Source organism: Oceanobacillus sojae (assembly GCF_900162665.1).
Taxonomy (GTDB): Bacteria; Bacillota; Bacilli; order Bacillales; family Amphibacillaceae; genus Oceanobacillus; species Oceanobacillus sojae_A.
Window position 1 is genome coordinate 432,710 of the sequence record NZ_LT727811.1, and the last position, 26,739, is coordinate 459,448.

Below are 26,739 nucleotides of genomic sequence, written 5' to 3' on the forward strand. Positions count from 1 at the left end.
CACCTCCATGACATATTATCTGTTACGGGAATGAATGAACTTTTTTATTCGCTCCCGGCAGGGTCTGTTAACTTTGGCAAATGCAGAGATTACCTTCTCAATATTGGTAAAGCGTTTATCCGGATTTGTCGATGTCAGTTTTATTACTATATTGGCAAAAGCCCTGGGAAGCCGCTTACGAAGAATAATTTCATGGTCACTCGCATAAATATTCCCGCCATTACTCGCTAAATAAAATAAGACCGCACCTAATGAGAATAAATCCGAGCGGAGATCCACTACACCATTCTCGAATTGCTCTGGAGCGGCATAACCAATTGTACCTAATGCATTCACCTGTCCTGCCTGTTCGACAGTGGCGGATATACCAAAATCAACCAGATATACCTTCTGATTCTCAGCAAGCAATATGTTAGATGGTTTAATATCTCTAATCACGATTGTCGGCTTATTCTGATGAAAGACCCGGATAATGTCAGCCAATTGTTTTGCAATACCCAGTATTTCCTCCCAAGTAAATTCCTTTCCTTTCTCCATTAGGTCAGAAAGGTCAGTGGCCGTTAATTTCTCTATTACGATAGCATTATAATATTGATTTATTGTCAATTTATCATATAGTTTCGGGATTCGGTCATGATTTACTGAAGCAAGGATAGCTGCCTCATTATCTACTTGATTGTTCAACAAAGTGTCCGGGCTCTTTACCACCTTCAGCAGGGCATGTTCTCCATGACTCAATTTCACCTCATATAAAAGAGATGTGCCGCCTTCTGCTACATAATCGATAATTTCATATTTATGCTGAATCATCTCATGCTTCTTCCACATAGCTATTCCTCAACTCTTTGGCTAAAATTAACCGCTAGAACTGATGCATCATCAGTACGTTTCTTTGCTTTTGTTAATGCATAAAAGTGAGAAATAATCGCCTCCAGCGACTGCTTTTTCTCTATCTGTGCTGTCCACTCCTTATTTAACTCATTATTTGTAAATAAAGTATGAAATCCATCCGTACACAACAAAAAAGAATCTGAAACGGTAAAAGTACCGGAAGCTGTATATGGTTCCACTTTACCTTTCACTCCCATACATTGTGTTAAATAGTGGGCTTTATCATGAGATTCGGCCTCTTCCACTGTCATCAAACCTTCCTCCACTTGCATCGAAGCAAAGGAATGATCAACCGTTAACTGGAGAAATACCTTCTCTTTATTCAAATCAATCGTGTCACCATTTGACTCTTCCAGCTCGTTGATATTCTCCCGATAACGATATATCCGACTATCACCAACATGGCAGATAAAGTATTGATTCTCGATAAACAAAAGAACACTTAAGGTAGTACCAATTTCTGTCTGTTCTAATTTACTAATCTCAATCAAGCGATCATTAATCTCATGGAAAAGGGTAATTAATTGCTCTTTGCAAGTCGATAGAAAGGATGCAGGTTCTTCATTCATCCAAATGGTGCTGCGCCACCATTGCAATACATAGTCAACAGCAAAACGACTGGCAGCATCACCTAAAGAGTGACCTCCCATCCCATCTGCAATCACTGCCAGATGCACTTCCTGTTCGGACGACAGCCTATCGCTGGAGTAACCAAATGCATCTTGATTCGATTTCTCCAGGGAAGGCGTTAAACTGAATTTCTCCATCTGTATGACATTGCTCAGCTTTGTGTTATTCATTCGGACACCTTATAAGTGTAGACTGTTTTTCCAATTTGGATGGTATCATCACTTGATAGCTCATAAATTTTATAAGGAATGATCTTTTCGTTATTAATATAAGTTCCATTTTTGGCTCCCAAATCTTTAATGCCGTATGTATCCGATAATTTGACCAGCTCTACATGTAAGCGGGAAATACCTACAGCCTTTTCGATAAAGTCGGTTCCTTTTTCTGCACGTCCGATAATAAAGTTATCCTTCTCCAGTTGAATTTCTTCCTCTGCCTCATCACGATTAATCACTAAATAGTTTCTGATTTTCTTCTTGCTTTGCTCTGGAATCATTTCGGTTTCATCTAATAACATTGTTTGGTCATTTGTTTCTTCGCGCCTGTCATCACCTGAGGAAGCTATCGGTTCAAACTCTGTAACCTCCTGATTCTGCACCTGCTGGTTATTTGTGATTACCGTAGCTGATATTTCTTCCACTACTCGTTGCTCTTCTACATTTGTTTCTTTATCATTTTTGCGGAAAGACGCCTGTTTTGTTGGCTTACTTTTTACTTTGACCTCTTTTTCTGTAATAATCGGTTTGACGCCTGGTCTCCAAACAAACCAATACACATACACTCCGGCCATAATGACGAGGGACAAGGCTATAGAGACAACCAGCATAGCGGTATTACCTGCATCCATATATAATCGCCATACTCCTGCCAACAATAGAACACCAATCAAAATAGAGTACGTTTTTATCTTGCTGGCAAGAGGCGGCATTTTTCGTACCTTTTTTATCTTTATAATTTCTTTAGGCTGGGAAACTTCTCTTTGATAGTCTTCCTCTTCCCCCTCTCCTTGGTACCCCTGTTTTTGCAGTTGGCTCAACAACTGCTTAATACCATGCAAGCTAAAACCCGGATCTTTGATATAGTTTAGAATCGTTTTGAATTGCACACCATTCAGGCCTTTAACTTCACTCGCCATATTTAATAATAATTTCTTCAGGCTCTCGTAAAGAGTTGAATTGGTTACTCCCTCTTTTAATGGGACATACATTAAATAAACCTGATGATATCCGTCGCCAATATAGATGTACTCCTCATCAAGGACAAAATGGTCTTCACTTAACATATTATTGTTTGAATCTTGTAAGGCTTGAATAATATTAATAAACAAAGCATAATAGTTTTGCATCGAAAGTGGACGTTCCTTAGCAAAAGGGCGTAACTTGCGCAATCCCTCTGTCTTATAAAATACAGTGATTTCTTCGTTCATTTCTTCCAAACTTATTGGTAATAATCTTGGAATATGGTTAGATTGAATCATTTTTAATTGTAGTTCTTGAAAATCATCTGCAGAGAAGCCTTTCTCACTTGTTTGTTTCAGCTTCATATAGCCGCCATTTGATTCTAATTGGTCTATATGGTACAGCTCCAATGGATTAGACACGAGCTATTCCTCCTTTGTTTGATGCTGTTTCTATTTTTTAAGAGGATATTCAAAAAGTCATCAAACCTTCTCTATGGGACGAGTAATCTCAATCCCAGACACCTGAGACTTTAGCCGACAGCTTCTAATTTGGGACTGTGAACTCGCCCAATCGAATACCATTAGCAACTTTTTGAACACACACTTTAAGCAATATACATGTAGTAGAATGCAGTAATTACACCAGGTATAACTGCAAATATGAATGGGAAACGGTTAGACACATTTTTTTTAAACGCCTCTAATGGTGTTAATGACCTCTTCTGGATACTTTCCTTGATATGTATAAAAGCCAACAACATGTTAATAAAAATTGTTTTGGTAAATAATAAAATAATAACTCCAATAATACCGGCAAAAACAATCGAATACATCGTAGCATATAAGGTGAATAACACCCCAGTAATCGCACCAATCGCTGCAAACAGTTTTACATCGCCCGCACCAATTGCTTTAAATATATATAATACAAGCATAATCCCGCCGCCCGCCAATACTCCAAACACAGATTGTAATAAACCATCGATTTGATGTACAAACAAGTGATATAAAATACCTGCTAGAACTCCTGTTACATTGAGCCAATTGGGAATTCGCTGTTTACTGATATCGAAATAAGCTACTACGAGCAGAAAAATAATTAATAGAATAAAATGTCCCTGCAATGTTCAGCTCACCTTCCTTCCTAATTTCCAACCCAGCCACGCTCCACTGCCACCTTCTTAATTTTGATTTCTTTCTCAAAGAAAGGAAGCACCATTTGCATCGTATTCTCTGCTTCAATCTTGACATTTGCGGCATCTCCGCTTGTACCATGCGGAAAGGAAGAATTGGTTACACGAATATTCTCAGGGCTAAAAAAGCTTGAAGAGAACACATTTTCTTGGTACATTCCTTTTACAATATCTTGATATACACCATCCGAGAAGTGGTTAAGCGCTTCTCCAGATGTAGGAATTACGTCTTTTCCCACTTCACCTAATTTGTTTAAAATGTATTCAGCCACCTCATCGTTTCCCAGCTTACCAGCAGCATTATCTGTCAACGAATCCACAAATCCATCTGTCTGATCCTGAATTTGGTTTTGTGCCAGCATCGCTAAATAAGAATAATGGGCTACAGATTGTGCTGTCTCGTTTACAGCTTCTTGTAAGGCCATCTCTGCAATCGATATTTTCACTAATGAAGTCAAAAATAGTATAAAAGTCAGTAAAAGAGGGATGATTAATGCTGCTTCCACTGTTATGCTTCCATTATCCTTTTTTAGAAATCTCAACATAACTCCCTCCTTCATCTTTTAGGACTTACCCTAATCAATGTTCACACATCGATAGGGAATCCTGTCATAATTAGCTATCTTTTCTATTTTGTATTGATTATTGATTAAAAAGTGCTCTTTGTGATTTCTCCTCACCTGATTCATCATTTATTTTTCTGGGTTTGGTAATTCAAAATGTGTTTCTGTATCTGATGTGAATTCATATTTCAATAAAAATGCATCAGCATAATCTGTTGTTGTCGTATAAACCAGATGTCCTTCCACTTCATCACCCGGAGCTAACTCTTCATCTCCTTCAGGGAAGAATTCATCATAGGATGTATGCCCGCCCTCTTCATCAATACCTGAAAAATTGGCAGAAAACATTTGGTTAGGAACATAGCTCTGGTCGCTAATATTTTTAATTGTAATATCCACTACAGCAAATACATCTTCCTCACGAGCTCCCGAAAGATAATCATCAATCGTACTATCATCAACCTCTTTTGTTAACTGAAAATCGTTTACCGTTACTTCATAATCAAATTCATATAGATCACTGGTAATTACTGCTGTTTCTCCGATTTGATAGACTTTTTTCTGCTCTGCTTCTTCAGAAGTGCCTGCGTCAGTTTCATTTTCTGTTGTGTTATCTGTATTTTCTTCCCCAGTATTTTCTGTTGCTTCTCCCTCATCATTACAAGCCGCTAATAACAAGATGGCAAATAATAATAAAATAAGTAGTTTCTTCATTTGAAATTCCTCCTAGTTAATAGTGCGTGTTCAAAAAGTTCGGTAAATAGGACCAAGAAGTTCAAGGTGACGTTTTTTTACGAACGGACTTCCACAGGATGTGGTGACTTCTGTGTTGTCCACAGGACGTGGACGGCCTTAACAGAAGTTCCTCTTTGCTTTTAAATACGTGAGTATCGGAAAAAAACGTCAACGCACTTCCGCAGGATGCGGTGGCTTCTACGTTGCCCACATGACGTGGGCGGTCTTAGTAGAAGTTCCTCTTATCGCCGCGTCATTTTTATTGGACTTTTTGAATATCCTCTAATATGAATATACTTTTCGCCTGTCAAAAATATAGTAGTTGCCCTCTACATTGCCTGGCAAGACTTCAACTAATTGAGGTATAAACCATAACTTTACCCTGCCTTGTACATTCCCTTCAATATAAGATGGGCTGTTATTTAAATGAACACCAGTTTCTTTCGTTATCACTGCCTGCAGCCTTCTCGCTTTTTCGTTATTATATGTTTCATTCGTTGACTTCATAGCCATTATAATACGCAGGAACATCGGCATATTGATTGGAACACCTTTCCCGCCAAACGTTTTAAATGGGTTCCATTGTAAAGTATATTTACCAGTAGTAAGAGTGTTCAAGTCTTGTAAAGTGGTTATAAGCGCGCCTGACAGTGCCTTAAAGAATCCTAATGGTCCGGCAAATCCTCCCTGTAACCCTTGACCAATCAAATTTCCCACAAATAAGATCAACGCAATGTCCTTCATAAACATAAAATAATTCATTCCAGCTACATTATAGCCATAGGTGATGTATTGTGCTTTTTTGGTAGAAAATGCATAAGATTCCGCACTGGCTAACTCATAAGGTGCTTTAGATCCATAGTTTGCCATAATATATTCATTAATATATAACTCGTTACGAACCGATGTCGGAAAACCTTGCATAAATTCGACAAATTCTTTAAATCGCTCGAATGCGTCTTTGATAAATTGCAGGCGGCTGGATTCTCCATCATCTCCACCTTGACCTGTCACCCCATCATACTCTGCGATAATACTATCCAGTTCCGCATACAATTGATTATCACCTGATATTTGATTTTTAATATCATTGTATTTGTTCAATTCCGCCCATAAGCTGCCGAAGCTTTCATCTGCTTTTTCTTCTTCCGCCTTAATATCCACATTCTCTAATGCTTTTTTCACATTATCATATTTTTGCATTTGATCTTCTATTTTTTTTACTTGCCCGCTCTTCAGATTAGTTAATTTATTTTCTATCGACTGAATGATCGCATCGGCAAGCTCTTTGTTACCATCTTCTATCGCTACATAAAAAGCTAAAAATAATTGGCCTACACTGAAACTCCCCAAGTTTCCTTGCTCCGGACTGCCTTCTAAAGACTTGTCAAACCGGATATTTTCATAAATTTGATCCTCATTATCCAGAATAGCGGTAAAAAATTCATCGTTTAATGTAAATTCCTCTAATTCCTCTAATGATTCACTATCTCCCATTAATTCATTAATCTGGTCATTATAATCTTTGGCTGAACCACTTGCGGGATTATTTGTATCTCGATTAGAACCAACTAGATGCTCTGGTATGCCCGTATGGTATATTTCCATATCGATAACACTTTTATATGGTTTTTCTTTCACTCCATCTTCATAGCTTGTAATTTCCTTTTCTTCATCAGAGGTCAGTTCTTCTCCATTGTCTTTCTTTTCCTTTAATTCTTGATATCTGTCAATATAGAAAACAAGCTGTTGAAACGTTTTGATACCTTCGGGGATGGTTTCCTCTTCTGAAGTTACTTTCTGGCCAATCACCTTAGCACCGATATCTTCTTTAATCAATTTATTATAAGGAGTTAATTGTTCAATAGCCTGATCAATTTCTGCATTTCGTTTTTTCATTAAATCCAGAATCTCTTCATAGTTTTCTATTAGTTCTTCTGCTTTTTCCACATCTTCTACCGAAATATCATTATTTGTCAGTAAATCAAATAAATCTGTACCCATTTGTACCGGTGCTTGATACTTCATGCTCTCTACAATCTGATGCCTAAAAACATTATAATCAACCAGGTTTCTTGACGTATCAAAGCTGGCTGTTGCACTTGTAATCATTGGTCTTGATAAGTTCTGTGTACCACTTAGTTCAGAGGAAGAATAAAACTGGTTATTCATATATGTAGTAAAGTCAGTTCCTGCATCCTCACCACCGTATGCAAACAAGCCAACACCTGCCAAGTCAGAACTAAAATGCGACATAGTAGAACGTAATGCAGTCTCCATTGCACTATCGATTTGACGTTCAGCACTGAGGATACGCAGTGTATCGATTAGTAGTGCGTTTAACATAAAGATAGGCAAGATAATTATAATGGCATAAATCGAAACAGATCCATTATCCTTTAAAAACAACCGTTTTATTTTCTTTTTCAAATTATTCACCACCAAAGAACTTCTTAATGGAGTTAACTGCATCACCTACTGCCCCATCTTTGCCAAACTCACTCCATAAATACTTGGCAAAATTAGCTGTTCTAACCAATTCAGGAGTTTCAGTAACCACATGACTGGATGTTGCCTGGACCTTGCTCCCGATCATATTCTTTAGAAAGGAAGGGATAAATAAGCTTGATTCAGCATTCACTTCTACCTCACTGTATATTAAAATATTGTTATAATTTACATTGAGGGTAATAGCACCGTTATATATGTCTGCTTTTCTTTTTTTGTCACCAGAAATATCCTCTTGAGTAAAACCACTTAAATTAAAAAAACCAAAAATATCATTATCAGTAATTCTCCAATACAAACCATCACCATCTGATAAACCGGTGTATTCTTGTACAGCTATGTCACCAGTTTTAATATCTTTTTTTGTACTGTTCCAGGTATAAGCAAGTTCATCGGATACTTTGTGCGCCATATAGCTTGCTGTTCCCATTTGAAAAATAATAATACAAAAGAATACACCCACTAAGGTAAACATTAGAAGAGCAGGAAAAACCAAGGTAGATTCCAGCGTAAAGCTTCCACGATCCTCTTTTAAAAAGGACTTCATATTAGTTGCTCCTTCTTCTCATACTTTTGTTTACTGTACTTCATCTTCGCTAAATTCCCATTCAGCTCTCGTCTTAATTTGATCCCCGGCATGGCCGAAAGCAAGGTTGTATTGCTTTGCTTGATCTACATCAAATACAAACGTACTCTCAACGGAATCTCCAGGGGCTAATTCGCCCTCCACTAATGTTATTTCTGATGTGTTTTGCAAATAATCAGGACTGATAGCTGGTATATATTTATTAGAATCCAATTCACCAAGAGCAGGTGTAAAGATATCAGCAGCATCGAATGATTTTTCATCTACATTTTTTACAGTCACATCAGCTAAGACAAAAATATCTTCATATAAAGTAACATTTTCAAGCTCATCGTGATAACTCACTTCATTCACTGTCACTTCATACTTATATTCCTCCGGTGAGCTTACAACGGTCGCCGTGTCGCCAATATTCAATCCCAACTGATGCTCGATATACGCATCATTATTTGATGATTCATCCTCTTCTTCTGTAGCGGCTTCATCATCTGATTCTGATTCAGTACCTTCCTCTGCGGTATCTGTTTCAGTTTGCTCTGTATCAGCTGGCTCTGACTCTTCAGCTTGTTCATTGTCATTGGAACAAGCTGCCAGCAGCAAAACCGCGATAAACATTAATAGAGTAGCTATTCGTTTATTTTTAATCATTATAGTTCGGCCCTCCTCAGAAATTCACATGTAGCTTATTCAGTCAAAATCAACTCTTTATTTATTACTACTTTTCATCCATACCAGTGATAAAGTAATCTGTCTCACCAATCTGAAGAATAGATTTATAGATAAGTGTTCCTTATGGAGGACACACAGCCCGATTGGAAAAATTTGTTCAACCAAACTGCCTCCTCATCACACAAATTTAGAAAAGCTATTCCCAGTTAAATTAGTTCATAATCTCAGAATCAATATCATCAAATAACTTGGTTGCCCATTCCATAATTTTATCTTTAAACATAATTGCAATAACGATAAGCACAGACAAAATTAATAAGATTTCGATAGTCTCTAACCCTTCCTCGTCATTCCAGAAATTCTTAAAAAATGTTTGTATGTTATTCATACTAAATCTCTCCTTTTATTTTAATTAAAATACTGCTATTGCAGGATATATAACAATCAGAAGAACTGCGGCAAATATAAAAATAATCGGAAACACCAGCTTAGATGATGCTTCCTCGCCTTTTATCCTTGTAACAGTTTTTCGTTTGTCCCATAGTGATACAGATAATTCCTTTAATGATTGCACCAGTAGTGCCCCGCCTTTGCGATAATTCATCATCACCGTCGTCGTAAAAATTGACACTTCCTGAATACCACAGCGGTAATTGAGATCCTTCATGACCTCCTGGAAAGAGGTGTTTGCAGACATTTTATTTACAGCCTCATTCAGCTCAAAATATAATGGAGAATCATAAATCTGATTCTTCTTCTGATCGACACTTTTCTTCATAGCTCCCTGTACGGTTTCGCCAGCATTTACCAATAAGATGATTTTATTGACGAATTCCGGGAGTTCCATGATAATCGAATCCTTCCTTTGTTTCACTTTTTTATCCAAATCCTTCACTAGAAAGACGCTTACTACTATCATCAGGAGGAACCCATAGATCAGATTGCTATTTCCCTCGTCACTGACCTCTACTAAGACAAAGGTAAAAAAGAGCATCAGGTTAATTAAGGTAATCATTTTTGCTAAATAAATTTTCGTGAAATCCCCGGATAGTTTGCTCCCCCGCAGAATAATCATTTTCTGATGAATAGCAGTGATTAATTTCGGCATCCGCTTATATAGATTCAAACGATCAATAATTCCAAAAGCAAATGGTGCCAAGACCGGTAAGGTAATTTCCTCTTTATATTGTTCAATAAAAGTGGCGTAGACCCTTTTGTTCCTTAATACACCAAATAGATTCACTGCCACAATGATGAGAATAATGATTTTCAATGTCATCTTTGCTGCTCCTTTCTTAGCTGCTTATCGCTAAACCTTGATATCCATGATTTTCTGGCTGATTAACAAACTGCAACCTACACAAATCAATACGACAGTCATAATAACAGGACCAGGTGTGCCGAATTCATATAAAGGAGCTACAAAATCTGGTGATGACATTTTCAAAAATAAGGTAATACCCAAGGGGGCGACTGCCATTATTTTTGATTCAAATTTCTTTTGGGATACCAAGACTTTGATGTCCTGCTGTATCTCAATTTTATCGGTAATAATATCAGCCGTTCGTTTAATAATCTCTACTAAATCTCCTCCTGTACGTTTACAAGTGATAAATACATCAGAGAAATTCTTAATATCATCAATGTCTGAACGGTTGGCCAAATCTGCAATAGCTCGTTCGACAATCTCCCCGTTTTCTATTCTCCGATTAATTAACTGAAATTCCTTAATGATATAGGTATTCTCATCTGGATAAAGGAGTTTCAAATCCCTTAACACATCACGGAAGGCATTCTCAATCGATTGCCCTGCTGCTAAAGAGGAGGCAAGAGAAGAAATAGCTTCTTTAAATTGCAGGCTTAGCTCATCTTTACGTTTATTTCTTAAATCCTTTTTCTTAAATCTCGGATAGATTACTCCTAAACACGCAGCTATGAACGAAAGAATGAGATTATCATAGAAAAGATAAGAAATACCGAAAATCACGATACCTGCGATAAGGGAATACTTTACTTTCTCTTGAAAGCTCATCTCATAAACAGCATAGTCAATTAGTGTCTCTCCGCCAATGTTTCGCTTCCGAATCGCTGCTATGCTCTTCTCCCTTATTTCTCCTTCTCTTTTCTCCAGTTCTCGTTCCAGCTGTCTGGTCTTTCTGCCTTTGATTACACGACGTCCCACTAATACACCTATCAAAATAACAATTACAACAGAGCCAATTATTTGTTCAACATTCATCCTTTGACCCACTTTCCATTACACTTTGGTAAACTGCTCCACCACATCATTCTTACCTGCTAACTTCAATTTGTTAATAGACTGCAAAGAATGCTCTGTCTTTTTAAGTTTACCGATAATTTTACCGCGGTAATCTTCGCCTTCCTCTTCAAACACGTAAAGGGGCGCAGTAATAATCTCGCCATTCTCCATCCCAAGCACTTCCGAGATTTCTACTACTCTTCTGGAATGATCGCGAAACCTTGTTAAGTGTACCATGATATCAATCGCAGAACTGATTTGTTTACGAATCACATCAATCGGTAATTCAGCACCACTGAGCACCATTGTCTCCAGACGGCTTAACATATCATTAATTGAGTTCGCATGACCAGTGGATAAGGACCCATCGTGTCCAGTATTCATGGCCTGCAGCATATCTAGCGCCTCTGCTCCACGAACCTCTCCGACAATGATGCGTGATGGCCTCATCCGCAATGATGTTTTAATTAAGTCACGAATCGTCACTTCTCCTTTACCTTCCGTGTTTTTATTCCTTGTCTCTAAACTTACAATATTAGGAATATTAACTATTTGCAATTCAGCGGAGTCCTCGATAGAGATCAATCGCTCATCTTTCGGGATAAAATTCGATAACACGTTTAAGAAGGTTGTTTTTCCTGAACCAGTCCCTCCACCAATAAAAATATTGTACTTGGCTTCCACTAACTGTTGCAGAAAACGAGCAACCTCTTCATCAAGGGCATTGAATTGGATTAAGTCCTCAATCATCAATGGACGCTCTGGAAACTTACGGATTGTCATGGCTGGCCCTTTCAATGCAATCGGGGGCAAGACGACATTTACACGAGAGCCGTCCTCCAGTCTTGCATCCACAATAGGGCTTGACTCATTTACCACCCGGTTTACCTTCGATACAATAGTTTGAATCGTATCCTCCAGCTTCTGCTGGCTTTCAAATTTAACATTTGCATTCGAAACCTGACCATCCCGCTCAATAAAAATTTCCTCATGATTATTGATCATAATCTCTGTAATCGTGGGATCATCCAGGATGGGCTGTAGCACGCCCAATCCACGAAAAGCATGATACATTCTATCGACAATGCGCTTAATCATTTGCGAAGTCATCTGATGTTCCTTTGCATATTCGATTACAGTATCTTCCACCATTTCCAGAAGTTCTTCATTTGTAGTGGAATGCATAAAGTCTAAAACCTCACGCAATTTTTCAATTAATAAAGCAGTTATCTCATCTTCTGTATGCATCGTTGTTTCTTCTATTAGCTGATTATTCTGCTGCTCTTGATTACTAGCCTTCAACAAGCGACACCTCCATATCGATGTCTATCTCCTCTGCAACGGATTGGAATAACTTCTCACCGATAATGGTATCTTCTAACATCTTGGTCTGTTCATTTTCCAGCAACCAGTGAGAATGAAACGGAATATGTATTTCAATACTGAAGTTATAGTTATTAAACCCTGCAAATGGACTTGTTCCGACTTTATTCAATACAAAATGAAGCTTATTGTTATCAATATGCTTCTCCAAGGTACTTTGGTTCAGTTTATATTGCGATCTGGCAAAGCTATTCTGATCAGAGCTTAACAACCATACAATCTCATCACTAACCCGCATAGCAGCCTGGTTTCGCTCATGTAAAGAGACGTCCAGATCAACAATAATATAGTCATAACTTTGCGAATCTTTTAGAGCTTGAATCAGCAATTCCACTTCCTCACCCGTGATATGATCCATTTCCTCCGGTAAGACAGGCAAAGAAAAATAATCAATATTTGTTAAGCTATCGGTAGATTTTAAGGACTCAACTTTTGATACTAATTTATTAATATTATTTTTCAAATAGTAGAATACTTCAACGGATGACTCCTTCTCTTCTTGAAAAAATAAATACGTGCTATGTATTTGTTCTAAATTAAGATAGAAGGTTCGTTTACCCTGCTGTGTCAAATATTTTGCCAAACAGAGAGAAGTTAATGTCTTGCCTGTTCCAGCACTCCCACTATAAAAGCTAATCACTTTCTCTTTCTGTTTCTTATTCATTAATGTACTAATCTTGCCATTTGCTTCGAAATATATCGCCAGCACTTGAGACAGTGATTCCTTTAATGGTTGATATTTAAAAATACTCGTCTCCTCCTGGATTGTCTCCTGACCATCCGATAGACGAATAACCATATCGAAATTGGCACCGTCCTCTTCTGTCACCTTCATATCCGTTAACAAGATATGTTGCTTTTGATTACGGATATGCTTATGAAACGCCTCAGAATCTGTGTATATCTTCGCCGAAAATCTCATCCCATTCTCAGGGTTTCTAATATAACTAGAAAAATATTCCGCATAAGATTGATCGGAAGTATACAGTACGAGATTAATTTTATGCATCTTGCTCACCTTTTCTTTCTTAGGGTCCTTAGTTTTTATAAGGATACTAAATATATGAGATATTGTTAACCTTTTAAGAGAAAAACAGTTAATTTAACCTATTCTTGGAATATTAGCTTATATTAAATACAAGACATCCTACTTCTGTATTTCTCAACCACCTTTCATACGAGCATTATTAAAATTTGCAAAAAAGAATTAAATCAATTTTGAAGAAGTACAGATAGTGGTTTTGTTAAGAAGACGGCATGAAGTAAGGAAATGGAACACCTAAAAATAAGAATACATTGTCCAGAAATCCAGTAAAATAACAGGCTAGTAAAGCAAATTCTACTAAAATAAATTTATCCTTTTTACTACTTTATCATGACTTTTATCGAAGAGTAGTATATATAGATATAGATGATGTAAAGTTAGAAGGGAAATTAACGCAGTTAATTAATACCTATAAAATGGAATTACATTCCATTAATTTCATATATTAGATTAAAACCACACTATAATTATTCACTTCTATCTTCCTAGACTCTAAACCATCAGCGTGAACTGATGGTTTGTTCTACGGATGAAACGGCCTTGGCTTTAAAGACCTAGTGAAACGTTCTCCATTTTGCAACATATCTCTTCACGGATTCAAAAAGAATCTCTTATTTTTTTCTCCGCTGAATGGATCAAACTCTTCAAACAGGGTTAATTGATTTCCCATATAATCTTCTCTAAGCTGATCTCGAATATATTCTTGAATTTTCTTTTTATTTTAGCTCCCTATATACATAGTACCCGCGATATCAAAACTTTCGATGACCGTATTTATATTTTAGATTTGGCGTGCCCATCTAAAAACATATGATCCAGACACTCATTTGCTTCATGAATTATACTTCTCAATAAATAATTTGCCTTCTATACTTTTAGGCAAAAACGAAAAAAGCCAATTTCCACCGCAAATGCAGTAAAAACTGGCTATCCTCATATTTAATAATCTATCTTCCCACCTCTTGATAAACCTTCAAAATAGCTTTTGTTAAAATATCTACTCCCGTTTGAAGCGCATCTTTATCAAAGGTCATATCCGGATGATGTAATCCAGGTCCTAAATCACAGCCTAATCCCAACATGGTTGCTTTTAATTCCGGCTTTTTCACAGTATAGAAATGAAAGTCATCTCCACCCGGTGTGAGAAGAGGCTCTACAATATTCCCCTCGCCCAGCACATCTGTCGCCGCCGCACGCATAAAGCTTGTTGCTTCCTCATTTGTTTCAGCTGCCGGCACACCATGGAAATCCGTCACATCAATATCTACATCATAAAGTTGCCGGATAGAATCTAAAATACCGTCTACTTTCTTCACCAGCAGCTCCATAACCTCATTCGTCTGTGCCCGTAAATCTAAACTGAATGATGCGTTCCCCGGGATAATATTTGAGCTTTTTGCTCCTGCTTGGAATTTGGTCATTTTCGCAGAGTGTGGAACTCTTGGGTCCATATGAATTTGACCGAGCATATTGACAATTTGCATACCGATTTCGATGGCATTATCGTTCAGATGCGGTCGTGCACCGTGTGCATCCTCTCCTTTAATGACAGCTTCATATGTTTTGGTTGCACCATGTACAATAACCGGAGCAGCCTGTCCTGCAGCTACTTCCTGCTTAGGTCTGAGATGAATGCCAAACAGATAATCTACGTCTTCTACAACCTTTTCTTCCACCATTTTCAGCGCACCGCCGCCTGCTTCTTCAGCAGGCTGATAAATAAATTTAATCGCTACCTTATCTTGTATCTCCGGGATCTGTTGTAATTTCCACAGCACCCCTAATACTATTGACATGTGTGCATCATGACCGCAGGAATGATTTGGCTGAAATTCACCGTTCACTTCCTGCCATAGTGCATCCATATCTGCACGGACACCAACTACCGGCAGACCTTTATCAAAGCTTCCAAACTTTCCAATCACGCCGGTATGATCTGGAAATGTAATTGTTTCACAGCCTGCTTCTTCTAATCTTTCTTTTATATATTTAGTAGTCTCTACTTCTTCCCAGCTGATTTCTGCGTGTGTATGTAAATGCCCAAAAGCTTCTAACACACTTTTTTCTATACTTTTTCCCATTTGTCTTCTCCGTCCTTCATTAAAATAAATTCTATTTTTTACATTGGCAGGTCATCAGCATCCTATTTACTCAATGCTTTTCTGCTTTTACTTCCATACATGATTTTTTTCGGAAAAACTATTAAGTTGAACTAAATAATTTCCCATTGACCTGATATATGCTCTTGATCCATTCGTGAGAATTTTAAAATTCCCACGAATGGATCAAATCAAGTATTGTCAGGAAATAATACGAGCAGGGACTCACTTATAGCACGTTTTTATTACATTTTTTAAGTATTCTTATTATTTATATTGCCTTGAAGTATAAACTCTTATATAATCAATTTCAAGTTTAAGATTTTCAACGAGAGAAGGATTCTATGTCACAACAAGAAAAAATAAAACAGAAAAAGAAATTCCAGCTTCCAGATGCATACGTTATCTTATTTATTATATTATTACTAGCTGCTATTCTTACATATATTATCCCGGCAGGCAGTTTTGAAAGAGAAGCAACGGAAGAGGGAACTGATGTTATTGTTCCTGACAGTTACAGTCAAATAGAACAGCAGCCGGTTAACTTTATTGATTTATTCAGTTCGATTCAGGAAGGATTAATTGGTGGTGCAGGATTAATTTTCCTTGTATTGACCATCGGAGGAACTTTCGCTGTTATTGAAAAAACAGGTGCGATTGATAATCTGATTCTCAACACCATTAAACGCACCAAAAATCGGGAATGGCTCTTAATTTTAATGGTCGCCGGTCTCTTTTCTGTATTTGGCGGACTGGGAATTATTGCTAACTCCTCCATTGCTTTCATCCCAATTGGAATTATCCTGGCAAGAGCAATGAAGATGGACGCTATTGTCGGCGTCTCCATTATTTACTTAGGTGCATACTCCGGTTTTGCCATTGGATTCTTAGATCCGCAAACAACCGGATTCGCACAACAGATTGCACAGCTCCCATTATTTTCAGGACTCGCCCTAAGAATAGTTCTCTATGTCATTGTTGTCGGCGCAACCATTGCCTATATTATCTGGTATGCCAACCGTGTTAAAAATGACCCTCAAAAAAGTATACTGAGTGGTAATCCTTTTCCCAAATTAGAAGAAAAATCCATGGATGATGTTGATGGAAAATTGACACCGACACAGCTCGCTGTTTTACTCGTATTGACAGCTACTATTGTTGTGTATGTTTACGGTGTTTTCCAATGGAATTGGGATATCAATCAAATGGCAGGTATTTTTGTCGCATTGGCAGTTGTAACCTCTCTTATCTCAAAAATAGGTGCTAATCAGATGGTAGAAGAGTTTATGAACGGTGCAAAAAGAGTACTATATGGCGCTTTAATTATCGGTATGGCCCGATCTATTGTTGTTATTCTGGAAAATGGACAGGTGCTGGATACTGTTGTTCATGGAATGGCGATTGCTTTAGAGCCTTTCTCCAGTGTCATGGGAGCAGTAGCAATGTTTATCGGGAATGGTCTGTTTAACCTCGTCGTTACTTCCGGTAGCGGTCAGGCAGCCATTGTTATGCCGATTATGACACCACTTGCTGATTTAATGGATATTCCGCGTCAGGTTGCTGTTCAGGCTTACACACTCGGAGACGGCTTTACCAATATTATTACGCCTCTGTCCGGTGTACTGATGGCCAATCTGGCAATCGCCGGTATTCCGTGGACAAAGTGGCTGAAATTTGCACTTCCGCTTGTCGGAATCTGATATATTATCGGTATTGTCTTTATCGTGATTACGGTTCTGATTAACTGGGGACCAGTATAATAATCAGATAGACCTTTCACAAAAAAATAATATAAAAAAAACGGGAAGAGCAGCTGACTGAATGCTGCTCTTCCCGTTTTATTTTTTATAAGATGTAAGACAATCATCATTTTTCGCTAAAAGTGATGCAGGGAGGATACGCATACTCTGCTGATATATCCTCTATTAAATTATTCTCCTGCCCCTTCTTCCAGCAAGCTCTTCGCCTGCTCCGGATCTGCTTTTAGCTCCAGTCCGGTATCTACCAATGAGCTGAGTGTAGAAACAGCCGGTAATTTATTGCCTTCATAGAAGGAGATAAATTCCTTCTGGTTAATGGAGTATAATACAGCCTGGCGCAATGCAACATTATCGGCAAGTACACTGTCTTCCATATTATAGCTCAGATAGGAAACACCATTACTCTCGTTTTGCTGTAAGGTTAAACTGTCATCCTCTTCCACGGTATCATAACGATTTTCAGCTACACCATTCAGGATGTGAATCTCATTATTACGCAATGCAGATAATGCACTTTCCGGATCCTGAATAAATTTCACTACTACTTCGCTGATTTTAGGTTCATATTCAGACCCAGGCATATACCCAGGGTTCTTCACAAAATCCGCTTCATAGTCATTTTTAGAAACCATAATGTATGGTCCGCTTGCATAAAGCGTGTTTTCTTCATTACTATCTTCCAGCACGGTTCGCTGGTCCCCATAGGCCACATCTTCATTGACGTCATAGTCTTCTACATCAAATGTATTGATGCTTTCCACCTGATCTTTTGATACAATACCAGCTGACTGATGCGCAAGATAGTTTAGTACCTGCGGGAACGGATCTGCTGTCGTAATTTTGACAACCTGATAAGTTCCTGCATCATTATCTGCTTCTGTTTTATCTGTCGTTAATGAACCGATTTCTGTATCGAGTCCTTCTTCTAACGCCTGTTTAATTGTATTTCCATCTACAGAAGAAGTGTCTTCTAATTCAGAAAGATCATCTACAATTTCAATCGTTTCCATACTTTCATGCAGACTGTAAGTACGATGATCCGGAACAGAATTTGGATCCTTTGCCCGCTCTAAACTGAATTGAACATCTTCTGCCCCTACACGTTCACCTGTATCAGCTGCTGTATCGCCATCTACCTCTGCAAAATTAATATCATCGCGGAGCAAGAAATAAAAATCCTGACTGCCATCAGCAATGACATGGTTTAAAGAAAGGGAGCCATCGGAAACTACCTCATCATCATCTGTTAAATTGACTAAACGAACATACATATTTGTATTTAATGTATTGATAGAGCCGTCATTCCCTTTAATTGGATCTAATGACGTTAAATCACTAATTGCCTGGTGAACAAGTAATGGCTCACTATCACGTAAGGATGTATCATTATAGTCTACATTTTCCCATACTGCCGCACGTGATTTTGGCAGGCGGACTGTTTCTTCATTTATAATATCGTGATTCACACCCTGTGCTTTTAATGAAATATAAAGCGGTGCGATATATGCCTGATCAAAAACAATTTGTTCCTCTAATTCTTTATATGTTTCTTCATATTCGCCCGGCAATTCGGTACTTGCTTTATCTACAAGCTCATCTGCTTTTTCATCTGCGAATAACGAATTATCCCCGTCTGAAGTGAACAGAGAACGGACCGCATAATCCGGGTTCCCGGTAACTGTTGTCCAGCTGTTCAGGGCAATATCATAATTCCCCGCATCACGCTGTGTCGTAAAGCTGCCGTAATCCGGCTGGATATTTAATTCTACGTTAAAGCCTGTATTTGTTAATTGATCCCGCAGAATATTCACATCATTTTCCTGGGTACTTGTTGCTAATATTTCAATGGTCGGCTGGTCTGCATCTCCACCACCGCCGCCTGACCCTTCTTCCTGAACATCAGATTCTGTATTTACACACCCTGCTAACAGTAAAGCAAGTACGAGCAGAAAAGAAAAACTCCATTTCTTCATTTTGTGTATTTCCCCCTATAATTTAAAATTAATTTATTTTTGGATCTAGCGCATCACGCAGGCCGTCCCCTAAAAAGTTGAAGGCTAAAACCAGCAAAATAATCGCTATCCCCGGAAAAATTGCTAAATATGGCTCGGTTTCTAAATAAGCACTCCCGATCCGGAGGACATTCCCCCACTCTGGAACATGAGGCTCTACACCAAGCCCCAAAAAGCTTAAACTGCTTGTTGCAATAACCGCTCCGCCGATTGTTAAGGTAGCTTTGACAATCATCGGAGCAAAAGCATTTGGAACAGCATGCTTCGTCAGGATCTTCCAATCCGATTCTCCCAATGCCTTGGCTGCTTCAATATATTCTAAATTCGATACCATTAAAATATTGGCCCGCATCGTTCTCGCATAAATCGGAATCGATCCTATACTTAAGGCAATAATTAAATTGATCGTACTGGACCCGAATGCTGCGATAATGGCAATAGCTAATAAAATTCCCGGAATGGCATACAAAGCATCCATCACACGCATGATGACCTGATCGGTAGCTTTATAATAATAGCCTGCCAAAGCCCCTAACAATCCACCGATAATCATTGGAATAATCGTTGTCAATAAACCGATGACTAAGGAAATCCTTGCCCCGAAAATAATTCTGGAAAATACATCGCGGCCGAAGTTATCTGTTCCAAATGGATGCACAAAGCTCGGTCCCTGCAGCAGGGAACTGTAATCATTTGCTGTTGCAAAGCTCGTTACAAACGTACCGAAGCTGGTAATGGATATCGAAAAGGTAAAGATAACAAATAATAAACCAATCATTGCGGTAAAGCTTTTACCCAGCTTTATCCAGAAAAATTGCCATTTATCAACAACGGACTGATCTTTCTTAGATGTTTTTAACAGAATACTGTAAGCAAGAATCAACCGGAATATATTCCCCGTTAACGTGGCAATAAATAAAAACACAGCTAGCAGGCGCAATGACTTTTTCCCGGCTAATGAGGTATCATCCTGCCGATGAAAGAAAATTACCAAAGCTATATCAATAATTAATAACGCCAGTAAAATACCCATAGACAGCATGAAATTATTAGATACATAAGCTTTAAATAAATTCAATGATGTAACCGCAATAATAAGAAAATCTGTAATGAGCATATAATATGCAAATGTGTATTCAATAGATGTGTTCTTCTTTAAAACCCGAAAAGCAAATGTTGCTGTAAAAACATTTCCGCAGGCTAACGACAGAACCTGTACTGCTGCCAGCATACGTGTACGATTTCCGATTTCTCCTGTCTGCAATAAATCTTTACGTAATAAGAGCACGATAAACAGCTGGTATAAGCTGTTTATCAAAAAGATAACAGTAAAAATGCTGAAAACGGTGTGAAATGTATTCGTGCCAAAATCATAACTGTTGAACAGAAAAATCAACGTTAATACGATAGATATAACAAATGCAAAGTGACCGTGCTTATACAGGTCGGATCGCTTTAATGACTGTAGATTAGCATGATTCATGTAACGATCTCACCCTCCTAACTATTCTTCATTTGCGAACGGATACGCGGATTCAGCATCGCATAAACAAGATCTACAATTAAATTAACAATCGAAATGGTAATAGCGATATAAACAACACCTGCCAGAATTGCCGGTGTATCAGGAATAAATTGCTTATCCACAATATAGCTCCCTAATCCGCTGATATTAAAGACTTTCTCCGTAACGGCAGCTCCGCCGAGCATACCGCCAAACTGCAGTCCGATAACCGTCAAAATAGGAATCCAGGCATTTCTCAGCGCATGGCCGGTAAATGTTTCCCGTCCGTTTAACCCTTTAGCTTTTGCTGTAATCATATAATCTTCATTCATAACCTCCAGCATAGAGGAGCGTGTCATCCTGGCAATCGCTGCAGCCAGCCCTGTTCCTAATACAACAACCGGCATAATAAGCGATAACATGTTACCCGGCGAATAACTGGACGGCAGCAGATCTCCCTGAATCGAAAAGGTGAGAATAAAAATAAGACCTTGCCAAAAGCTTGGGATAGATAAGCCGATTAAGGCAATGAACATAAATGTATAATCCCAGAATGAATTGACACGTGCTGCCGAAATCATCCCAACCGGCACAGCAATAATAACTGCCAGAATAAGAGAAGAAATTGCTAGAATCAGTGTCACAGGAAAACGATTTGAAATACTGTTCATAATCACTTCATTGCCTGTATAAGAATGCCCTAAATCAAACGTCAGAATACCGCTCAACGCATTCCATAACTGCACGAAATAAGACTGATCCAAACCATACTGGATATTAAAAGCATCCCGCTGTGCCTGGGTTGCAGACTCACCCAATATATTCGCAGCCGCATCAGATGGCGAAATATACAGAATGGTAAATACAATGACGATAACAGAAATAATCACAAAAAATGTCATGACCACCCGTTCAAACACAAAACGCCTAAAGGCACCTTGATAAATAAAGTACATACTGTAGGCTAAAATTCCCGGAATAAATGTAAGTATGATAAAACGCTTATCCAGCAAAAGACCGTGGAAAAATTCCATATAGTTCATCGGCCTTCTTGCCTCTAACCCAAGTTCATCCTCCACCATTGCTTTTGAACGCTTCCTGAGCTGCCGCTGAACAAATTTTTCTTTTTCTGCTTCTTTGATTGAACGCTGGAAGTAGGCCTGCTTTTTATCATATTGCTTTTCATAATCGCTTTTTAAAGCTGCATATGCCTTTGATTTCATAAAATTATGCATTTTTTCCTTAAATAAAGCATCATATGTATTAGACTTTCTTTTACTGAAATAGATACAGAGAGCAATTATATGAATTGGAAACCCGATTAAAAATGGAATCCATCTCAGAAAGATCTGACGATGAACAATTAAAAAACCGCGGGATAACACATTCTCAGAAGTTGAATTTGACAATAGGTTCCTTACTCCCTTCTTTAAATCTTGATAATTCCTACCTACTTAGTATAGAATATGCTTATTAGGAATTATAGAAAGGAATGATGTAATTGTCAAATTAATTTTATTGACTTTGGCAGTTTTCCGTACAGATTTCATGAAATAAGTGTCTACTAATCTTAAAGTCTTAAAATTAATTGTAATACCATTACACACTTCCTGTTATATATATATGTATAGACTCAGAGCCCTGTTTATTCACCCAGAAAAAATTATTCTGGCATGTCTTAATTGAAATAGCAATTTTTCTTATTTTCTTATCAGGTTAAATGTTCTGCCGCTCTGGTGTACAGGGGTATATAATAAACCAAATATATTAATTAAATGGAGATATGATAATGAAAGACATATTAAGCGTTAAAAATTTATCTGTTCATTTTCAGACTACGGAGCAGAAGGTTCAGTCCGTTAACCAAATTTCTTTCTCCGTCAAAAAAGGAGAAACATTAGGCATTGTCGGCGAGTCCGGTTCCGGAAAAAGCGTTACCGCAAAAGCAATTATGCAGCTGCTTCCCGGTCAATCCGCGCATATCCAGGCGGATACAATAGAATATGAAGGAAATAATCTCGCAAATTATTCTGACCATGACATGCAGAAAATTCGCGGTCAGGAAATCAGTATGATATTCCAGGATCCAATGAGCTCCTTTAACCCGACAATGAAAATCGGTAAGCAAATTGATGAAGTAGTCAGCAAACACCGCAAGCTTTCTGCACATAAAGCGAAAGAAGAAACGATTGAGATGTTAAAGCTCGTTGGGATAACCTCACCTGAAGAACGGTATCACCAGTATCCTCATGAATTTTCAGGCGGCATGCTGCAGCGTGCCATGATAGCAATGGCCTTAATCTGCCGGCCAAAGCTATTAATTGCTGATGAGCCGACGACTGCATTAGATGTGCGCATTCAGGCTCAAATTCTGCAATTAATGAAAAACCTGCAGGAAAAGTTTGATATGAGCATCATCTTAATCACGCATGATTTCGGAGTTGTTGCTGGTATGTGTGATCGTATTGTTGTTATGAAGGATGGAAAAATTGTTGAACAAAACAACACAGCATCCATTTTCACGCAGCCCAAGCACCCTTATACACAACGGCTGCTTCATGCCCTGCCGCGAATTGATCAAAAGAAGGCAGGCAGATACACAAAATCATTTCAAAATACCGAGTCCTTAATTAACGTAAAGGATTTAAAAAAGATTTTCCCGTTAAAATTAGGCGGACTGGTACATGCGGTTGATGATATTGACTTTCACATCAGACCTGGTGAAACCTTAGGATTAGTAGGGGAATCCGGCTCTGGAAAATCAACAACCGGACGCCTTATTCTGCAATTGCAGCAGGCAACTGAAGGAGAAATTCTTTTCGGAGGAATGGGCATCCATGACTTTAATCGCAAGGAACTCAAAAAACTGCGCAGAGATGTTCAAATTATTTTCCAGGACCCTCAAGCCTCTTTAAACCCAAGAATGAAGGTGCTTGATATTATTGGTCAGCCGCTGGATATTCATAAGCTGTGCAAAACAAAAGCAGAAAGACGGGCCCGGGTTGAGGAGTTATTAGAGCTCGTCGGTTTGACAAAGGAACATGCCAACAGATATCCGCATGAATTCTCAGGAGGACAGCAGCAGCGTATCGGTATCGCCCGGGCTTTAGCCGTAAAACCGAAATTTATTGTTTGCGATGAACCGTTATCCGCTCTGGACGTTTCCATTCAATCACAGATTGTCGATTTATTAGAGGAATTGCAGGAAAAGCTTGGTTTAACCTATCTATTTATTGCACATGACCTGGCAATGGTAAAACATATATGTGACCGGATTGCAGTTATGTATTCCGGAAAAATTATTGAGGTGGCCGAGAGCGAGGAGCTCTATGAAAACCCGCTTCATCCATATACCAAATCACTGCTTGATGCTGTGCCTATTCCAGATCCGGGGGTTGAAGCGAAAAAGATTCGGGAGCATGATATTAAGACAGAAACCTATCATTTTGAAAAAAATCGGTTAGAGGAAGTAAGACCGGAGCATTGGATGCTTGTATGAAGAGAGATAGTCATTAAAAACCTCCAGTTATTCTACACAGAATAGCTGGAGGTTTTTTGTTTTCATGGATTTATAAAGCTGAGAATGATTTTTTGTGAAGTATTTTTTAATATTACTCAACTTTTTTAAAAAAACAGGTCTAAAAAGCAGCAATAAAAAATAAAAATTACTATCACAGCACAAAACACCTCATGTTCCTGCCATAAAAAATCATAAACAATCAAATGAAATCATACATTATACAAGGAGTGGATGGAGATTTTACCAGCAGAAAGATTAGAGTTATTACTGGAGTTTATAGATGATAAAGGAACAGTAAACATCATCGATTTAACAAACCAATTTAATGTTTCCAAACCAACAATTTTACGGGATTTAAAAGAATTAGAGAAACAGAATCTTATTATCCGGATTCATGGAGGAGCTAAAAGTAAAAAATTGAAAGGAACCCGGTTTGAGCCCCGTCATGTTATCAAAGAACAGGAAGCCATTCAGGAGAAAGAAGAAATTGCGGAGCTGGCTTTCAAACATATCCAGCCTGGGGAAACCGTCCTTCTGGATTCCGGCACAACAACCCTGCTGCTCGCAAAAAAACTCGCATCACAATGCACTGAAAATATAACAGCCATTACAAATGACATTAAAAATGCCATGGTTCTCAGTGAAAATGACCTCATAGACATCGTCGTTATCGGCGGGCAAAAGAGAAAGGGGGTGTATAGCTTAAATGGGCCATTTGCAGAAGATATGCTGCGTCAGCTCAATGTAGATAAAGTATTTTTAGGAACAGATGCTATCGATGCGGATAAAGGGTTAACCAATTCCAATATTGATGAAACCAACATAAAAAAAACCATGATAGACATTGCCAATGAAATTATCTTATTGGCGGATGACAGGAAGTTCAACCAGGTAGCATTTTCGTCCGTCGCCGGGATAGATACACTAGATAGGATTATAACAAACAAGTCTTTATCCGATTCAGAAATGAAAGATTACAAAAAAGCGGGGATCTCCATAGATACCCCTAAAGTAAAAAGCTGAAGAGAAAGGAAGTTATTGATGACTTGGTTAAAAGAAATAATTGGAACAGAAAAAGCAATTATTGCAATGTGTCACCTGCAGCCCCTACCCGGAGATCCATCCTATGACTATAAAAAAGGGATGGATTATGTCATAGAAGAAGCCCGCAAAGATTTAACGGCCTTACAGGATGGCGGTGTAGATGCTGTTATGTTCTCCAATGAATTCAGTCTTCCTTATTTAACAGAAGTAAAAACCGAAACAGTTTCTGCGATGGCCAGAGTAATCGGAGAGCTGATGAATGATATAAGAATACCTTATGGCGTTAACGTATTATGGGATGCAAAACGCTCCCTTGACTTAGCTGCTGCCACCGGGGCTCAATTTGTCAGGGAGATCTTTACCGGCGTATATGCAAGTGACTTTGGCCTATGGGATACAAATGTTGGTGAAACCGTCAGACACCAGTATCACCTGCATGCCCAGGATGTGAAGCTTCTGTTTAATATCCTGCCTGAAGCAGCAAAATATATTGCTGACCGAGATATCCAAGATATAGCCAAGTCTACTGTATTTAATAACCGTCCCGATGCGCTTTGTGTTTCTGGACTAACAGCTGGAGAACAGACAGATTCTCAAATCTTGAAAAAAGTAAAAGACACTGTACCTGATTGCGTCGTATTGGCAAATACGGGTGTACGTATTGAAAATTTAGAGCAGCAGCTGGCAATTGCGGACGGTGCAGTAGTTGGTACAGCATTCAAATTTGACGGAAAATTTGAAAACAGGGTTGACCAGAAGCGCGTAGAAGAATTTATGAATAAAGTAAAAGCCTTTCGGGAGACAGCTATTCAAGCTTAACAGTAGAGAATAAGAAATCAATCTTAATTAAAGGAGAGGTCAATATATGAAAAAAGTAATCGTAGCATGCGGCGGCGGAATTGCAACTTCAACATTAATAGCGGATAAAGTCCGCCAGGCATTGGACGAAGCAGGAATTGATTATCAACTCACACAGACTACCTTATCTGAATTAGTTTATGAGAATAGCGATGCAGATCTAATCGTGACAAGCATGAGGGTAGAATCCGACTTCGGAGTCCCCTCCCTCTCAGGAGCCGGATTCTTAACCGGGATTAACGAGGAAGCTATTAAGGAACAAATTATTAGCGCTTTATCCGACTAAAGCATAAAGGAGA

Annotated in this window: 23 protein-coding genes and 1 pseudogene; 5 read left to right on the forward strand and 19 right to left on the reverse strand. The window is 38.4% G+C overall.

The window, feature by feature from the left end; genetic code table 11:
- Positions 1-15 precede the first annotated feature (15 nt).
- From BN1068_RS09360 to BN1068_RS09435, 16 genes and pseudogenes are all read right to left on the reverse strand, one after another.
- Entirely contained in the window at positions 16-828 is an 813-nt protein-coding gene (locus BN1068_RS09360; protein WP_077602594.1) for a serine/threonine protein kinase, read from the reverse strand.
- Between the two features lie 2 nt (positions 829-830).
- Positions 831-1,691 carry a PP2C family protein-serine/threonine phosphatase gene (locus tag BN1068_RS09365; protein ID WP_077602595.1) on the reverse strand — a complete coding sequence of 287 codons (861 nt, stop codon included), beginning with the start codon at positions 1,689-1,691 and terminating at the stop codon, positions 831-833.
- Entirely contained in the window at positions 1,688-3,121 is a 1,434-nt protein-coding gene (locus BN1068_RS09370) for a DUF6382 domain-containing protein (RefSeq protein WP_077602596.1), read from the reverse strand. Before BN1068_RS09370 ends, BN1068_RS09365 begins: the two co-directional genes overlap by 4 nt.
- Before the next feature lie 185 nt (positions 3,122-3,306).
- On the reverse strand, positions 3,307-3,825 hold the full coding sequence (locus tag BN1068_RS09375; RefSeq protein WP_077602597.1) for an A24 family peptidase: 519 nt from the start codon (positions 3,823-3,825) through the stop codon (positions 3,307-3,309).
- A 20-nt stretch (positions 3,826-3,845) separates the two neighbouring features.
- On the reverse strand, positions 3,846-4,436 hold the full coding sequence (locus BN1068_RS09380) for a TadE/TadG family type IV pilus assembly protein (RefSeq protein WP_175637118.1): 591 nt from the start codon (positions 4,434-4,436) through the stop codon (positions 3,846-3,848).
- Positions 4,437-4,586: 150 nt separating this feature from the next.
- Positions 4,587-5,171, reverse strand: a complete 585-nt coding sequence (locus BN1068_RS09385; RefSeq protein WP_077602599.1) for a DUF4352 domain-containing protein — start codon at positions 5,169-5,171, stop codon at positions 4,587-4,589.
- 303 nt (positions 5,172-5,474) lie between these two features.
- Entirely contained in the window at positions 5,475-7,622 is a 2,148-nt protein-coding gene (locus tag BN1068_RS09390) for a hypothetical protein (protein WP_077602600.1), read from the reverse strand.
- A gap of 1 nt (position 7,623) precedes the next feature.
- Positions 7,624-8,247, reverse strand: coding sequence for a TadE/TadG family type IV pilus assembly protein (locus tag BN1068_RS09395; protein ID WP_077602601.1), 624 nt, complete (start codon positions 8,245-8,247; stop codon positions 7,624-7,626).
- A gap of 30 nt (positions 8,248-8,277) precedes the next feature.
- Entirely contained in the window at positions 8,278-8,934 is a 657-nt protein-coding gene (locus tag BN1068_RS09400; RefSeq protein ID WP_077602602.1) for a DUF4352 domain-containing protein, read from the reverse strand.
- Between the two features lie 232 nt (positions 8,935-9,166).
- Positions 9,167-9,343 carry a Flp1 family type IVb pilin gene (locus tag BN1068_RS09405; RefSeq protein WP_077602603.1) on the reverse strand — a complete coding sequence of 59 codons (177 nt, stop codon included), beginning with the start codon at positions 9,341-9,343 and terminating at the stop codon, positions 9,167-9,169.
- A gap of 24 nt (positions 9,344-9,367) precedes the next feature.
- Positions 9,368-10,234: a type II secretion system F family protein gene (locus tag BN1068_RS09410; RefSeq protein ID WP_077602604.1), complete on the reverse strand. Its 867-nt coding sequence runs from the start codon at positions 10,232-10,234 to the stop codon at positions 9,368-9,370.
- Positions 10,235-10,264: 30 nt separating this feature from the next.
- Positions 10,265-11,194 carry a type II secretion system F family protein gene (locus BN1068_RS09415; protein ID WP_077602605.1) on the reverse strand — a complete coding sequence of 310 codons (930 nt, stop codon included), beginning with the start codon at positions 11,192-11,194 and terminating at the stop codon, positions 10,265-10,267.
- Positions 11,195-11,212: 18 nt separating this feature from the next.
- On the reverse strand, positions 11,213-12,463 hold the full coding sequence (locus BN1068_RS09420) for a TadA family conjugal transfer-associated ATPase (RefSeq protein WP_077602889.1): 1,251 nt from the start codon (positions 12,461-12,463) through the stop codon (positions 11,213-11,215).
- Positions 12,464-12,506: 43 nt separating this feature from the next.
- Positions 12,507-13,607, reverse strand: coding sequence for an AAA family ATPase (locus BN1068_RS09425; protein WP_077602606.1), 1,101 nt, complete (start codon positions 13,605-13,607; stop codon positions 12,507-12,509).
- Between the two features lie 625 nt (positions 13,608-14,232).
- A pseudogene (locus tag BN1068_RS23935) lies at positions 14,233-14,587 on the reverse strand (IS200/IS605 family transposase).
- Positions 14,588-14,590: 3 nt separating this feature from the next.
- Positions 14,591-15,724, reverse strand: coding sequence for a M20 peptidase aminoacylase family protein (locus tag BN1068_RS09435; protein WP_077602607.1), 1,134 nt, complete (start codon positions 15,722-15,724; stop codon positions 14,591-14,593).
- Positions 15,725-16,086: 362 nt separating this feature from the next.
- On the opposite strand from BN1068_RS09435, the gene BN1068_RS09440 reads away from it, so the two are divergent.
- Positions 16,087-17,442, forward strand: coding sequence for a YfcC family protein (locus tag BN1068_RS09440; RefSeq protein ID WP_077602608.1), 1,356 nt, complete (start codon positions 16,087-16,089; stop codon positions 17,440-17,442).
- Between the two features lie 230 nt (positions 17,443-17,672).
- Here BN1068_RS09440 and BN1068_RS09445 read toward each other — a convergent pair whose 3' ends face one another.
- The 3 genes from BN1068_RS09445 to BN1068_RS09455 are packed head-to-tail and all read right to left on the reverse strand — an operon-like array spanning position 17,673 to position 22,427.
- The gene (locus tag BN1068_RS09445) at positions 17,673-19,475 is read right to left on the reverse strand and encodes an ABC transporter substrate-binding protein (protein ID WP_077602609.1); all 1,803 of its coding nucleotides are present in this window, start codon (positions 19,473-19,475) and stop codon (positions 17,673-17,675) included.
- Between the two features lie 28 nt (positions 19,476-19,503).
- Entirely contained in the window at positions 19,504-20,997 is a 1,494-nt protein-coding gene (locus BN1068_RS09450; RefSeq protein WP_077602610.1) for an ABC transporter permease, read from the reverse strand.
- A 17-nt stretch (positions 20,998-21,014) separates the two neighbouring features.
- Positions 21,015-22,427, reverse strand: a complete 1,413-nt coding sequence (locus BN1068_RS09455; RefSeq protein WP_077602611.1) for an ABC transporter permease — start codon at positions 22,425-22,427, stop codon at positions 21,015-21,017.
- 380 nt (positions 22,428-22,807) lie between these two features.
- Between BN1068_RS09455 and BN1068_RS09460 the strand changes: the two genes are divergently transcribed.
- The 4 genes from BN1068_RS09460 (at position 22,808) to BN1068_RS09475 (ending at position 26,726) form a co-directional block, all read left to right on the forward strand.
- The gene (locus tag BN1068_RS09460) at positions 22,808-24,517 is read left to right on the forward strand and encodes an ABC transporter ATP-binding protein (RefSeq protein WP_077602612.1); all 1,710 of its coding nucleotides are present in this window, start codon (positions 22,808-22,810) and stop codon (positions 24,515-24,517) included.
- Between the two features lie 252 nt (positions 24,518-24,769).
- Positions 24,770-25,561 carry a DeoR/GlpR family DNA-binding transcription regulator gene (locus BN1068_RS09465; RefSeq protein ID WP_077602613.1) on the forward strand — a complete coding sequence of 264 codons (792 nt, stop codon included), beginning with the start codon at positions 24,770-24,772 and terminating at the stop codon, positions 25,559-25,561.
- A gap of 18 nt (positions 25,562-25,579) precedes the next feature.
- Complete coding sequence (locus tag BN1068_RS09470) at positions 25,580-26,401, forward strand: BtpA/SgcQ family protein (protein WP_077602614.1); 822 nt, start codon at positions 25,580-25,582, stop codon at positions 26,399-26,401.
- Positions 26,402-26,447: 46 nt separating this feature from the next.
- Entirely contained in the window at positions 26,448-26,726 is a 279-nt protein-coding gene (locus BN1068_RS09475; protein WP_077602615.1) for a PTS sugar transporter subunit IIB, read from the forward strand.
- Positions 26,727-26,739: the final 13 nt, after the last annotated feature.